At 52.4% G+C, this 13,530-nt stretch carries 19 protein-coding genes; 16 read left to right on the forward strand and 3 right to left on the reverse strand.

From position 1 onward, the window contains the following. Positions 1-180: 180 nt before the first annotated feature. On the reverse strand, positions 181-1,119 hold the full coding sequence (locus tag IPK01_01780; GenBank protein MBK7932229.1) for a hypothetical protein: 939 nt from the start codon (positions 1,117-1,119) through the stop codon (positions 181-183). Positions 1,120-1,427: 308 nt separating this feature from the next. Between IPK01_01780 and IPK01_01785 the strand changes: the two genes are divergently transcribed. The 14 genes from IPK01_01785 (at position 1,428) to IPK01_01850 (ending at position 9,521) form a co-directional block, all read left to right on the forward strand. Further along, complete coding sequence (locus IPK01_01785) at positions 1,428-2,066, forward strand: hypothetical protein (GenBank protein ID MBK7932230.1); 639 nt, start codon at positions 1,428-1,430, stop codon at positions 2,064-2,066. Between the two features lie 50 nt (positions 2,067-2,116). After that, a complete protein-coding gene (locus tag IPK01_01790; GenBank protein MBK7932231.1) occupies positions 2,117-2,533 on the forward strand; it encodes a nuclear transport factor 2 family protein in 417 nt (138 codons plus the stop codon). Positions 2,534-2,545: 12 nt separating this feature from the next. Beyond that, positions 2,546-2,953 carry a hypothetical protein gene (locus tag IPK01_01795; protein ID MBK7932232.1) on the forward strand — a complete coding sequence of 136 codons (408 nt, stop codon included), beginning with the start codon at positions 2,546-2,548 and terminating at the stop codon, positions 2,951-2,953. Between the two features lie 100 nt (positions 2,954-3,053). Next, positions 3,054-3,389, forward strand: coding sequence for a winged helix-turn-helix transcriptional regulator (locus IPK01_01800; protein ID MBK7932233.1), 336 nt, complete (start codon positions 3,054-3,056; stop codon positions 3,387-3,389). After that, complete coding sequence (locus IPK01_01805; GenBank protein MBK7932234.1) at positions 3,386-3,880, forward strand: SRPBCC family protein; 495 nt, start codon at positions 3,386-3,388, stop codon at positions 3,878-3,880. Before IPK01_01800 ends, IPK01_01805 begins: the two co-directional genes overlap by 4 nt. Position 3,881: 1 nt before the next feature. Next, positions 3,882-4,370: an SRPBCC domain-containing protein gene (locus IPK01_01810; GenBank protein MBK7932235.1), complete on the forward strand. Its 489-nt coding sequence runs from the start codon at positions 3,882-3,884 to the stop codon at positions 4,368-4,370. An 88-nt stretch (positions 4,371-4,458) separates the two neighbouring features. Next, a complete protein-coding gene (locus tag IPK01_01815) occupies positions 4,459-4,896 on the forward strand; it encodes a DUF1801 domain-containing protein (protein ID MBK7932236.1) in 438 nt (145 codons plus the stop codon). 16 nt (positions 4,897-4,912) lie between these two features. Further along, complete coding sequence (locus IPK01_01820) at positions 4,913-5,977, forward strand: WG repeat-containing protein (GenBank protein MBK7932237.1); 1,065 nt, start codon at positions 4,913-4,915, stop codon at positions 5,975-5,977. Between the two features lie 27 nt (positions 5,978-6,004). Then, positions 6,005-6,598 (forward strand): dihydrofolate reductase family protein, encoded by a 594-nt coding sequence (locus IPK01_01825; GenBank protein MBK7932238.1) that lies wholly within the window; start codon positions 6,005-6,007, stop codon positions 6,596-6,598. 174 nt (positions 6,599-6,772) lie between these two features. Next, positions 6,773-7,603: an alpha/beta hydrolase gene (locus IPK01_01830; protein MBK7932239.1), complete on the forward strand. Its 831-nt coding sequence runs from the start codon at positions 6,773-6,775 to the stop codon at positions 7,601-7,603. 81 nt (positions 7,604-7,684) lie between these two features. Continuing rightward, positions 7,685-8,056 carry a DoxX family protein gene (locus IPK01_01835; GenBank protein MBK7932240.1) on the forward strand — a complete coding sequence of 124 codons (372 nt, stop codon included), beginning with the start codon at positions 7,685-7,687 and terminating at the stop codon, positions 8,054-8,056. Positions 8,057-8,069: 13 nt separating this feature from the next. Beyond that, on the forward strand, positions 8,070-8,516 hold the full coding sequence (locus IPK01_01840; protein MBK7932241.1) for an SRPBCC domain-containing protein: 447 nt from the start codon (positions 8,070-8,072) through the stop codon (positions 8,514-8,516). A 9-nt stretch (positions 8,517-8,525) separates the two neighbouring features. Further along, positions 8,526-9,092: a DUF4256 domain-containing protein gene (locus IPK01_01845; protein MBK7932242.1), complete on the forward strand. Its 567-nt coding sequence runs from the start codon at positions 8,526-8,528 to the stop codon at positions 9,090-9,092. Positions 9,093-9,113: 21 nt separating this feature from the next. Then, on the forward strand, positions 9,114-9,521 hold the full coding sequence (locus IPK01_01850; protein ID MBK7932243.1) for a DUF1801 domain-containing protein: 408 nt from the start codon (positions 9,114-9,116) through the stop codon (positions 9,519-9,521). 55 nt (positions 9,522-9,576) lie between these two features. Here IPK01_01850 and katG read toward each other — a convergent pair whose 3' ends face one another. Together katG and IPK01_01860 are read right to left on the reverse strand one after the other, a co-directional pair. After that, positions 9,577-11,784 carry a catalase/peroxidase HPI gene (gene katG, locus IPK01_01855; protein ID MBK7932244.1) on the reverse strand — a complete coding sequence of 736 codons (2,208 nt, stop codon included), beginning with the start codon at positions 11,782-11,784 and terminating at the stop codon, positions 9,577-9,579. Between the two features lie 59 nt (positions 11,785-11,843). Next, on the reverse strand, positions 11,844-12,236 hold the full coding sequence (locus IPK01_01860) for a transcriptional repressor (GenBank protein ID MBK7932245.1): 393 nt from the start codon (positions 12,234-12,236) through the stop codon (positions 11,844-11,846). A gap of 209 nt (positions 12,237-12,445) precedes the next feature. Here IPK01_01860 and IPK01_01865 point away from each other — a divergent pair, with 209 nt between their 5' ends. Continuing rightward, complete coding sequence (locus IPK01_01865) at positions 12,446-12,934, forward strand: demethoxyubiquinone hydroxylase family protein (GenBank protein MBK7932246.1); 489 nt, start codon at positions 12,446-12,448, stop codon at positions 12,932-12,934. Positions 12,935-12,942: 8 nt separating this feature from the next. After that, positions 12,943-13,452, forward strand: coding sequence for a hypothetical protein (locus IPK01_01870; protein ID MBK7932247.1), 510 nt, complete (start codon positions 12,943-12,945; stop codon positions 13,450-13,452). Positions 13,453-13,530: the final 78 nt, after the last annotated feature.

Raw genomic sequence — 13,530 nt, forward strand, 5'->3', positions numbered from 1 at the left:
CGGCGGCGAAGTAAAGATGACCAAACAAGAGATCATCGAAATGATCGAACGAGCGGGCTTCGAAGCCGTCGAACGAAATACCGTCTACAACCGTGTCGCCGCAGTGTAAGTTTGTCGTCCAGTTTTGAGTTTAGTGAAGTGTGGGTGCGAAGTTCCGGCAACCGCACCGCGGACCCTTAGTTACGAGCAAATACTGTATATCTGAGCCGCAGCCCAGATCGTTCGTGCGCGCTCCTTTGCGCGGAACGATAGCCAATACGGGCGATTCACGACAACCATGTAACGCACGCCCCGCTTACCCTTTGGCTGCCAGTAATAAATTGCTCTGTACGCTGTCTTTTTGATTTCTTTCAGACGAATTCCGCCCAACGAAACATTCGCAGATTTCGCCAAGGACTCGACTGCAACGCGCTCGGGCTGGTCGTAGCGCCATGTATCGCTTCCTCTATCTGCCTGCGTCTGTAGTTCGATCAGACGAGGGGCTTTATCGGTATCAAGGTAGCCCATGCTTCCACAACCCTCTTTGTCGAGGTCTGGACTCTCGACGCTCGACGCATAGTCAAGTTCGGCAAGGTCATGCGGATCGACAGAAACGACTTCTTGGATCACGAATAGGCTGAACATTCCGAAATGGCCATACCCAACCCAATGCTCACCGCCTGGAAACTTTTCTTTCGTTCCCGAAAAGAACCTTCCACGAAGTGTGGCGTGTACGTTCCTGCCGCCGCCGACGTGAAGTAACTCGTCAAATTTCTTAAACTCTTTGTCTTCTTTCAGTGAGGTTTCGATTCCCTCAACCGTCAGTGATTCAGGCGCCTTGCGCACATCACTTTCCCCGCAGCAATACATTGTGCCCGTACGGTTGACGCCGCCGAACTCCATCCAAATGCCCAACGGACGCGGGCATGCCGGATCATAGATCGATGAATCCTCAAACCCGTGAGAGGCAAAAGCTGTGATCTCGATAAGCCTTTGATTGTAGGCTCCCGGATCGTCTTGCAGCTGACAGAGCTCGACCTTTTCGTAGTTAACTGTCGCTCCTTGTGTTTGGTCGGGAGACTTGCGGGTTTGGCCGCAACACGTAATACAAAGAAAGGCTATTAGGAGTAATATCTTCATGGCCCGATATTACCACGGCATCTCGATGAAAGGCTCATTGATTAGGCTTCAAAGCTCGCCGTTGGTTATCGATCGCTTGCGCGACCCGGAAAGACTAACGCGAAGTACTGCAACTCGCTCACGAAGCCCTCAAAGTGCCTCACGAAGCGCATAAAGGGGCCTGCGAAACGGTAAAAATGGTGTATTATTCTCAAATCGCATCAATTTAACCTGCTTCAGCTCCATCCTCTGACGCAAAAAGTTATTGATTCCGTTGCGGGGCAGAGATATACTTGCGAAACAAATTTTCGACGGAAAGGAGATCTACGATGAGGATCATTATTCTTTGCTTCGCACTGGCGATCGTTTCTTTGACCTCCACCGCTCGCGCCCAATCTATTGAGGATGACGTAAATTACAGTAGATTCAAGGGCTGGGCGATCAATACTCAGGAACCGAACCCGTTGCCGGTGATGTTTGACCGCTGTATCGAATATTACGATAAGATGATCGCAAGCGGCATCTCGCCTGATACTCAGGTTCAGGAGTACGTCATGGAGGCCACATATGGCTTTCCCAGGATCCACTGGAAAGGAACCATAAAAGAGATCAAGGAGAATTGGTGTGACGTCGGCCAGAAAAAGCTGACCGGCGATATTGAGTCAAAACATGCACCATACAAAGCTGCACTCAAAGCTGACAAGCTGCGTCTGGTCATCAACGAGAAAACCGGAATGGTTTACTCATACGCACTTGCCGGCGGCAAGTATACGAGCGATGCCAAGCAACTCGCGACTGCCCGCGTTTGGTTTCTTGATATCGGTGCGGCAACCAACGAAACGCGCATTTGCAGGAATGGCGGAAAACTAAGTTCGGTCCGCCGCTATTCTTTCGACGTAAATCACAAACTCCTCGGCACCACCGAAAAGGAATACTGCGGAACCCCGCCGGCATCGGCGTACCGATAGATCTCGATTCCGGTAAACCCGTGAGTGACACAGGAATCTATCAACTGCGTATGAACGATCTTACACCGCAGCGTGCAGCCGAGATCGACGTTCTAAAACAAGCCTACGCCGCGCTCAACCGGAACGACACCGACGGGTTCGTCAAGGATTTTGACCCGCAGATCGTGCGTATCGAATTTGAGGGGTCACCGATGGCTGGAGAATTTCACGGTATCGAAGCGGTAAAGGAGCACGTCACCGCTGGCCGCTCGACTTGGGCCGAAGGCACCTGCGAACCCGCACAGTTCACCGTCTTGGGCGACAAGATCGTAGTCTCGGCCCACGTTCACGTAAGACTCAAAGACCAAACCGACTGGCTCGAAGGCCGCACCGGCGACGTATTCACATTCCGCTACGGAAAGGTCATCGAGTTTCGCACGTTCTTCGATGAACAACAGGCTCTGGAATGGGCCGGAGTCGGGGATTAGAAGGAGGCCTCTATGTTACGAATTGTTTTCGGAGTTATTGGTGGATTTATTTCCTGGATCATGGTATGGTTCGTCAGCGAAAAAGGGCTTTCGGCGATCTGGCCGGCGTTCGGCGTTCATCAAAAGGCGTTCGAAGAGGCGATCAAGAATGGTGGGCAGTTCACAGCCGACACGACCATGCTGCTCACGCATATCGTGACCGGTTCAATAGTCTCGGTAATGGCCGGATCTCTCGCTGCACTGATCGCCGGTGAAAACTCACGAGCTCCGCTGTTCGTCGGCATTCTGCTTTTACTCATGGGCATCGCAAAGGCAGTCATGTCGTGGCAGCATGTTCCAATTTGGTATCACGTCATCTTTACGGCGATGCTGCTGCCGATGGCGATCGTGGGCGGCCGGCTCGTAACCACGAATCAATAAACTGTAAATTCCGCATCTAATTTCCTCCTTAAAACTTACGAAACCATTCGGTTGCATTTGACATATGCAACCGTTTGGTTGCATACTCTTCTTCGAAGTCATGAAACGAGATATTTTCCAGGCCATAGCTGATCCGACGAGGCGGGCGATCATTGCGTTGATCGCGTTGCAGGCGATGACGCCGAATGCTATTGCGGAGCATTTTGACACCTCGCGGCAGGCAGTTTCTAAACATCTACGCATTTTGGCGGAGTGCGAGGTTATCAAACAGTCGCGAGAGGGGCGGGAGATCTATTACCAACTGGAGATCAGCAAAATGAAAGAGATCGACGAGTGGTTAGAGCAATATAGAAAGATCTGGGAAACGCGGTACGAGCAGCTCGATACGTTGCTTGCCGAGCTGAAACAACAAGAGAAACAGGAGCGAAAGATATGAAACCAGCCGAAGCAAGCCTGCCGTCAGAAACCGAGGTGCTCGTCAAACGGAGCTTCGACGCTCCCGCCATATTAGTGTGGCGGGCGTACATGGAACCGGATCTATTGCGTCGTTGGTGTACAGGTCCGCCTAATTGGTCGATGCCTGTCTGCGAGATGGATATGCGTGTCGGCGGCGAGTATCAATGGCGTTGGCGCAATGACGAAGACGGCATGGAGTTCGGATTCACCGGCGAGGTTTTGGAGGTAGTTCCGCACGCCAAGATCGTGCATACGCAAGCTTTCGATCCGGGCAACATGGGCATCTCGATGGGCGGCGAACCGTCGATCATCACCGTCACTTTCGACGAGATCGACGGAATCACGAACGTCGCGACCACGATCAAGTATGCGTCACAGGCCGACCGCGATGCAGCCCTCGCAACCGGTATGACAGACGGCATGGAGACAAGCTACACGCGGCTCGACGAAGTGCTGGCGGAGGAGATCTAACATGGAAATGGATTTTATAGTCAACAAAGAAACGAAAACGGTCACGATAACCAAAGAGTTTAATGCCGAGCTGTCGCTCGTCTGGAACGCATATACAAACGCGGAACTGCTCGACCAGTGGTGGGCCCCGAAACCTTTCGCATCACGAACAAAGGTCATGGACTTTGCCGTTGGCGGCAAGAGATTTTACGCAATGGTAAGCCCCGAAGGCGTCGAGCGTTGGGTCTTGCAGAAATATACTTCGATCACGCCTAAGACGAATTTCAAGCTCTTCAATACATTCGCCGACGCCGACGAGAATGTGGAATTACCGGGCTCCGATTGGGACCTGAATTTCAGCGAACAAGACGGAAAGACGACGGTTCACGTTTCTATCTACAACAAATCGCTCGAACGGCTTGAGCGCATGATCGAATTCGGCTTTGTCGAAGGAACAAAAGCGCAGCTGCAAAATCTGGAAGAACTGCTCGTAACATTGAAGGAGAGCTAAGAGTTTTAGCCACGAATTACACGAATATCACTAATAAAAAAATTCGTGCCATTCGTGCCATTCGTGGCTAAACGATCTTTATTTTTATATGGACGTACAAGAACACATCAAACAGTTTATTGCGGGTCACCCGGAACCAAAACGCAGTGAGATCGAGCAGTTGCATCAACTCATTTCGCGAGTAGATCCGGGATGTAAATTGTGGTTTCTCGATGGCAAGAACGCCGAAGGCAAGGTCGTTTCTAATCCGGACATCGGGTACGGGTCTCGCGACCACAAATACGCCGACGGGACGATCCGCGAGTTCTATCAGATCGGCCTGAGCCCAAACAAAACCGGGATCTCCGTCTATATCCTCGGCATCGAAGACAAGAAATACCTGGCCGAAACATACGGCAAAGACCTAGGCAAAGCGACCGTGACCGGGTATTGCATCCGATTCAAAACTCTAAAAGATATAAACACCGATGTTCTCGAAAGGGCAATACGATTTGGGTTTGAGAATAGGGATAAAAAGGCGAGGTGAGACACGAGCGTAAACGATGATTCAATTATCAATAAAAGCAATGTTTTTTCTAGCTCTGCTTTTGGAATCCTTTTCCGTCGTAGCTCAGCCGACCCGATTCCCAGTGTACAAGCCGGGCAAGGCGGGTTTCATAAATAGACAGGGCAAAATTGTGATTCCGTTGCAATTTGACGTCGCCGGGGATTTTTCGGAGGGTCTTGCGCGCGTAGAGATCAATAACAAGTGGGGCTATGTCGATGAGAAGGGAAATATGGTTATTCCTCCGCAATTCAGCAAAGCGAGAGATTTTTCAGAGGGGCTAGCTCGGGTTCAGGTCGGCGGAGACGAATATGGGTTTTACGGTAAGTGGGGATTCATCGACAAAACTGGCAAATTCGTAATTGAACCACAGTATGGAGAACTGCGAGGCATTGCGGAAAATTTCGAGGGCTTTCGCGAAGGGCTGGCTCTCGTTGAGATCGATTACAAGAAAGGATTTATAGACAAAACGGGAAAGATGGTGATTGAACCCTTCTTTGCCTATGGTTACCACTTCACCGAAGGGCTTTCGTGTTCCAGTTCCGGACTCGATGCGAAATATGGGTGTATCGACAAAACTGGGCGATATGTCATTCCAGCAATTTTCGACGATCTAAGTGCATTCTCTGAAGGGTGGGCGGATGGAAAAATAAATGGTAAATGCGGCTATATAGACAAGACTGGAAAGACAGTTTTAATTCCAAAGTTCAAGAATGACGCAAAAGGAGATTGTTCCATCGTTTCTGGAAGCTTTTCAGAAGGTCTGTCACGTTGGCGGGTCGGATCAAAATTCGGTTACATCAATAAGAAAGGAAGGCTAGTCATTCCTGCTAGGTATAAGTATACGGACCATTTCTCCGAAGGCCTTGCATGGGTGGAGGACAACGGAAAAATCGGTTTTATAGATAAGCAAGGAAGGATGGTTATCAAGCCTCGACGTCTTCATTCCGTGGAAAGCTTTGCTGGTGGACTAGCATATGTCGTCACGAACGATGGAAGGCACGGATATATCGATCGTACCGGAAAGTATATTTGGCAACCTCAGAAGCAGAGCAAGCCATAGCACGTTGACAGCATTTGAAAGGAGAATATGAGAAAGATAATTGCAGCAGAATTCATGACGATCGATGGTGTCATACAGTCGAGCCCGGAGGACGGGTTTAAGTATGAAGGGTGGTTTTTCGGATATACGGACGAGGAAGCCGGGACCGTGATACAGAGGCGGCTGGGAAAAGAGGTCGATCTGCTGTTGGGGCGGAAGACGTTTGACATGTGGGAGCCGTATTGGCCGACGCACTCGCATTTCTGGCCGCATGTGATGACCGCGACGAAGTACGTCGCCTCGAACACGCGCACGTCGAGCGATTGGCAGCCGACGGTCTTTTTGGGCGGCGACCTCGCGGAAAAGGTACGCGAACTCAAACAAACAGACGGGCCCGATCTGTACGTATTCGGAAGTGCAGACCTGCTTCAGACGCTTTTCAAAAACGACCTGGTCGATGAGTTGGAGCTAATGATAATGCCGATCACGCTCGGCGAGGGAAAACGCCTCTTCCAGGACGGCACGATCCCAGCGTCCTTCAAGGTAACCGAAAGCCTGATCTCGCCAAACGGCAACATCTGCATCACATACGAACGCGACGGCGACGTAAAAACCGGGGCTCCCCAGATAAAGGAAGATTAAGAGGATTCACCACAGAGGCACGGAGGGCACAGAGTTTGTGGGAAGGGCCTTTTTTGGTGAATAGGTTGAATATTGCCAAATGAATTATTAATTGCATTCTCAGTGTCCTCTGTGACTCCGTGGTGAATTCTTTGATTGGAGATAAATATGAAGTTAACAGGTTTCTTTATAATTATGCTTTTGTCCGGTGTTGTATTAGGGCAGCAGAAACCAACTACGGGCTACGCGCCAGTTAACGGACTCAAGATGTATTACGAGATCCACGGCAGCGGTGAGCCTGTGGTGCTGCTGCATGGGGCGTTCATGGCGATCTCGGGTGACTGGAATGATTGGATCGGCGAACTCGCCAAAACGCGGAAAGTGATCGCCGTCGAAATGCAGGGCCACGGGCGCACGGCCGACATCAAACGCGACATTACTTTCGAAAACATATCCGACGATGTCTCCGAGTTGCTCGAGCATCTCAAGATCGGGCGGGCGGACATCATCGGTTACAGCTTGGGCGGGGGCGTCGCGATTCAGTGTGCGATCCGCCATCCGGAAAAAGTGCGCAAGGTTGTCAGCATTTCTGCCGTGTTCCGCCGCGACGGCTGGGTCAAAGAAGGCGTCGATGCGCTCGCGGGACTCACGGCCGAAGTCGTCAAGGGATCGCCTATGGAGGCCGAGTACAAGAAACTGAGCCCGACGCCGAACGAATTTCCGCAATTCGTGGGGCGCATCGCCGCGATGGCTTCGAAACCATACGACTTTGGAGCAGGCCTTCTCAAGGCGACCAAAGCCCCGTTTTTCTACATCCACGGCGACGCCGACGGCGTACGGTTCGAACACATCGCCGAACTGTACCGCCTCAAAGGCGGCGGCAATATCCATGGCGACATGCGGCCGCGTGCCGAATCAAGACTCGCCATATTACCCAACACAACCCATGTCACCCTAATGGACCGGATGACGACGATCGTCCCAATGATCAACGACTTTCTCAATGCGAAACCCGAAAAGCAATAGACCTGATACGCGCTTTCGAGATCGGCGATGCGGATGTTTACGTATTGTTCTTTTTCTGTCCTCGCAATTAAAATACCTACAATGACAAAAGCACATAAGATCATCTATTGGATCGCGACGATCTGGCTCGCGTTGGGAATGACATCGAGTGCGGTCGTGCAGTTGATGAGAATTCCCGAAGGTGTCGAGAACGTCGCCCGCTTGGGATATCCGTCGTACCTTCTTACGATTCTCGGCATCTGGAAGATATTGGGCGTTTTAGCGATACTTGCTCCAAAATTACCTCTTGTAAAGGAATGGGCGTATGCGGGGTTTTTCTTCGTCACGACCGGAGCTCTCGTTTCGCACGTCACGATGGGCGATCCGTTTGGCGAGATCTTTCCGTCGGTGCTGTTGATGATTCTGACCGTGGTTTCGTGGTATTTTAGGCCAGCGGGCAGAAAGCTTGTGTGAAGTGGAACAAAAAATGGATCCCAAATCAGAAAAGAATGGTGTCATTCACACGGAGCGTTTATTTTCAGCAAGTCCGCGAGCGATCTTCGCGGCTTTTGAGCAGCCCGACAAACTTGCCCGGTGGTGGGGGCCGGCCGGTTTTACCAATACGTTCGAGCTGTGCGAGTTCAAGCCCGACGGGCGTTGGATCTTCGTGATGCACGGCCCGGACGGCCGTGATTACCACAACGAAAGCGTCTTCCGCGAGATCGATCCCGAAAGAAGGATCGTGATCGAGCACGTTGTATTGCCGCGATACAACCTGACGATCACGCTCACCGAGCATGACGGCGGAACTCGACTAGACTGGCGACAGGAATTTGAGAACGCCGCGTTCGTAACGAGTATGCGTTCTTTTCTCGAAAATGCCAACATTGAAAATCTCGACCGGCTCGAGGCCGTCCTCGCGAGCGAAGGTTAATTCTTTAATATGAAGACCAATAGAAACGAGCTGTTACCCGCCGACCGCGAAGAGCTGCTCAGCGAACTAAAAACGCGCTTCGAAAAAAACATGGACCGCCACAAAGGCCTTGAATGGGCAAAAGTGCAGGCGAAGTTGGAATCCGACACCGCAAAACTATGGTCGCTAAGTGAGATGGAACGGACCGGCGGCGAACCGGACGTAGTCGGTTATGACAAAGCAACGGGCGAGTTTATCTTCTGCGATTGCTCACCGGAAAGCCCCAAAGGCCGCCGGAGTCTGTGTTACGATCGCGCCGCCTGGGAATCGCGCAAAGAACATAAACCCGAAAGCAGCTCACTCGAAAGGGCCGCCGAAATGGGCATTAAGCTCTTAAACGAAAAAGAATACATAGAGCTGCAAAAGCTGGGACGTTTCGATACCAAAACCTCCAGTTGGATCGAAACGCCATCGGACATCCGCGAGCTCGGCGGAGCGATCTTCGGCGACTGGCGTTACGGACGCGTTTTCATCTATCATAACGGCGCTGAATCTTATTACGCGGCACGCGGATTTCGCGGCTCACTGAGGGTGTAAATGGCTGAAAAGAAAGGCAAACTGGCTGAAATAAAGACAAAACCGACGACGGCGAGCGTCGAGGATTTTCTCAATGCAATTCCCGACGAACAAAAGCGCAAAGACAGCTTCGTGATCATGGAAATGATGAAACAGGCATCGGGCGAAGATCCTGTTTTATGGAGCAGTTCGATCGTCGGTTTTGGAATTAAACGATATAAGAGTCCCAAGACCGGCCGCGAGGTCGACTGGCTTCGGATCGGTTTCTCTCCGCGTAAAGCAAATCTTTCTCTTTACATCAGTGTCGGCATCAAAGAACATGCTGCCGCACTCGAAAAACTAGGCAAACACAAGACGGGCGTCGGCTGCCTCTATATCAATAAGCTCGCGGATATTGATATCGATGTTCTTAAAGGTATGATCGAATCGTCCGTCAAAGCCGGTTCCTGAAGCGAAAAAAGGCGGCTCGTTTCCGGGCCGCCTTTGCGATCGATACTCATCGAGTTTACGCCAGATCGAAGCGATCGGCGTTCATCACCTTGTTCCACGCCGCGACAAAATCTTTGACAAATTTGTCGCCGCCGTCGGCACAAGCATAGACCTCAGCCAGGGCACGCAGTTCTGAGTTCGAGCCGAAGACGAGATCGACGCGGGTACCGGTCCATTTCAGATCGCCGTTCTTGCGGTCGCGTCCTTCGTAGGCTTCGCCGGACGGTTCCCACTTAGTACTCATGTCGAGCAGATTGGTGAAGAAATCGTTCGTCAATGTGCCCGGACGCGATGTGAATACACCGTGGTTCGAGCCGTCCCAATTTGCACCAAGAACGCGGAGGCCGCCAAGAAGTACGGTCATTTCAGGAGCCGTCAGGCCGAGAAGCTGTGCCTTGTCGACCAGCAATTCCTCTGCGGGCGTCTTGTGGAGGCCCTTCTTGTAATTGCGGAAACCGTCAGCTTGCGGTTCGAGGTATTTGAACGAGTCGACCTCGGTCTGCTCTTGCGTCGCATCGCCGCGTCCTGATGTGAACGGCACCGAAATGTCGTGTCCGGCGTCCTTGGCCGCTTTTTCGACCGCAGCACATCCGCCGAGAACGATCAGATCGGCCATCGAGACCGTTTTACCGCTCGCGTTGAACTCAGCCTGAATGCCGCCCAACACGCCAAGCACATGGTCGAGCTGTACCGGATTGTTCACTTCCCAGAACTTCTGCGGCGACAGGCGAATACGTGCACCGTTTGCTCCGCCGCGATTGTCGCTGCCGCGGAACGTCGATGCCGACGCCCAAGCGGTCGAGACGAGCTGCGAGACCGTCAATCCGGATGCCAGTATCTTCGCCTTGAGAGCGGCTTCGTCTCCGGCGTCGATACGCGTGCCGGCTGGAACAGGATCCTGCCAGATCAGATCTTCGGCGGGAACGAGCGGTCCGAGATAGCGCGCCTTTGGGCCCATATCGCGGTGCGTCAGCTTGAACCACGCTCGTGCAAATGCATCCGCGAATTCCTGCGGATTTTCCATAAATCTACGTGAGATCTTTTCATACGCCGGGTCCATACGCATCGCCATGTCGGCGGTCGTCATCATCGGCAGGTGCTTTTTGTTCGGGTCTGCGGCGTCGGGAACGTTCGGTTCGACACCGACCGGTCGCCACTGATTAGCACCGGCAGGGCTCTTGGTCAGTTCCCACTCGTTGCCGAAAAGCGTTTCCCAATAGCTGTTGTCCCACGTGATCGGCGTCGGCGTCCAGGCGCCTTCGATGCCGCTCGTGATCGTGTCGGCGCCTTTGCCCGAACCGTACGTACTCAACCAGCCAAAGCCTTGAGCTTCGATAGCACCGCCTTCCGGTTCGATTCCGACGTTAGCAGCATCACCTGCACCGTGAGCCTTACCAAACGTATGACCGCCGGCCGTCAGGGCAACTGTCTCTTCGTCGTCCATTGCCATACGGGCAAATGTTTCACGTATGTCGCGTGCAGAGAGAAGCGGGTCAGGATTGCCGTCAGGGCCTTCGGGATTGACGTAGATCAGTCCCATCTGAACCGCAGCGAGCGGATTCTCGAGGTCGCGTTCGCCGCTGTAACGCTTGTTGCCGAGCCATTCGCCTTCAGAACCCCAATAGACATCTTCCTGCGGCTGCCAGACGTCAGCACGTCCTCCGCCAAAGCCGAATGTTTTGAAGCCCATCGACTCAAGAGCCGCATTACCTGCTAGGACGAAAAGATCTGCCCACGAGAGTTTGCGGCCGTACTTTTGTTTGATCGGCCAGAGCAAACGTCGCGCTTTGTCGAGGTTTCCGTTGTCGGGCCAGCTATTGGTCGGTGCAAAACGCTGTTCGCCCTGTCCGGCTCCTCCGCGGCCGTCAGATACACGATACGTACCGGCAGCATGCCATGCCATACGGATCATGAAAGGCCCATAGTGTCCGTAATCGGCCGGCCACCAATCCTGCGAATCGGTCATCAGTGCCTTAAGGTCATCCATCACGGCATTGAGGTCAAGCGACTTGAACTCTTCAGCGTAATTAAATCCATCGCCCATCGGGTCCGCAAGCTCGGAATTTTGACGCAGGATCTTGAGATCCAATGCATTCGGCCACCAATCGCGGTTAGACCGCTTGGTGCTGGTCGTAAAATTGATCGCTCCGCCCGTGAAAGGGCATCGGCTCGAATCGTTGATTTCTAATGCTTCGCCACTATTTTGGTCTTCTGTATTTTCCATTTTGATGGTCTCCCCTATTTTTCTTTTATATTATTTCCAAAAACTAACGTTTTAACATTCTATTCAGCACAATCGGGACACAAACCGTGCAGCGTAAGTTCTATTGAACCGGTACTGAACCTCGAAAGCTCAGCGGCCTTCTTGATCAACGCGTTCGGAATGCGCAGATCGAGATCAACGAGCTTTCCACATTTATTGCAGCTCGCATGGTCGTGCCGTGAGAGGTTTCTGTCATATCGAGCGGCGTCAGTACCGAATCGGACCTCACCAATAAGCCCCTCGTCCTTGAGATAGCGAAGTGAATTGTAAACCATAGCAAACGAAATACCCGGAAGCAGACGCCGAGCGTCTTCAAACACCTCATTGGCCGTCAGGTGCGAATACGAATCGCGTATTACCTGAAGGACCGCCAGGCGCTGTTTGGTCAATCCTAAACTCTCGATCTCGTTCATTTTTTACTCGTATGACTTTATTCGCTATTAGAATGATTCTAATTATAAAACTTGTCAAGCGGAGACACGGCCTCGAAGAGTTATATTTGCAAGCAGCTAAAAGGTCGACGTTATCACCGGTTTAACGTTCACGACCGCCAGGGCAAAAGGCTCGCCATCCGGACTCGCAAAGTGCCTCTTTTTCCTATATTCGGTTACAATTCATAGAAATGAGTACCGCCCGTCACAACCTCGTCCGCATCCTCCAAAACGCCCACGCCGGCGAGGTCGCGGCCGCCTATGCCTATCGCGGCCACTGGAGATCGCTTAAGGATTCTCCCGAAAAAGAACGAATCAAAGAGATCGAAGCTGAGGAATGGGACCACCGCCGGCGTGTCGGCGAGTGGCTGGCAAAGCTCGATGCCGGGCCTAGAGCCTTTCGAGAGAAGTTATTCTGGACGATCGGCCGCGCGCTTGGGGCGACCTGTTTTCTCTCGGGCTGGTTCATGCCGATGTATTTCGCCGGGCGGCTAGAGAGTCAAAATTCGGTCGAGTACGAGGACGCAGCTAAATTTGCGACTGAACTCGGCATGGACGATTGCGTCGAAGACCTGTTGGACATGGCTCGCGTTGAGGTCGAACACGAAGAATTCTTCCGCGAAACCGTCGCCGGCCATCGGCTGCTGCCGGTCATGAAACGGGTCTTTAGATGGAGTTGAGTTGATCCATGAAGATTACCGCAATAACGATCTTGTTGTTGGTCATCGGTCTGTCGGGCTGCTCCGGAACTATCCCCGGACTGAAAAAGCGGACCGCGGTTCGAGGCGACGACCTTGCCATCACGCTCGTGCGAAATGCCTGTTACGGCACATGTCCGGTCTATGAGCTGACGATCGACGCCGACGGTAACGTCACATTCGATGGCCGAAAGCATACCAAAACCCTCGGGAAGGCAGCCGGAAAGATCAGCGGAAACGAGATCGACCGTTTGATCACGGAATTCAACGCAGTCGGATTTCTTGAGCTGAACGACAATTACGATCAAAACAATTGTCCGTCATTTGCCACCGATATGAGCACGATCGCGATCTCGCTCAGACAGAATGGCCAGACCAAAACTGTTGTCCACAATTTGGGATGTTCGACGAAAGGCGACCACAAACCCTATCCGCCCGGCCTCAGCGAACTCGCAAAGAAGATCGACGAGGCGGCCCGTACTGCACAATGGATAAAGTAAGAGGCGTGACGCCGCGAATTCGCGGCAGATAATGCTGTTACCGATCGTGCTTATCCCTGATTTGGTCTGGGCACATCC

Source organism: Acidobacteriota bacterium (assembly GCA_016713675.1).
GTDB lineage: Bacteria > Acidobacteriota > Blastocatellia > Pyrinomonadales > Pyrinomonadaceae > OLB17.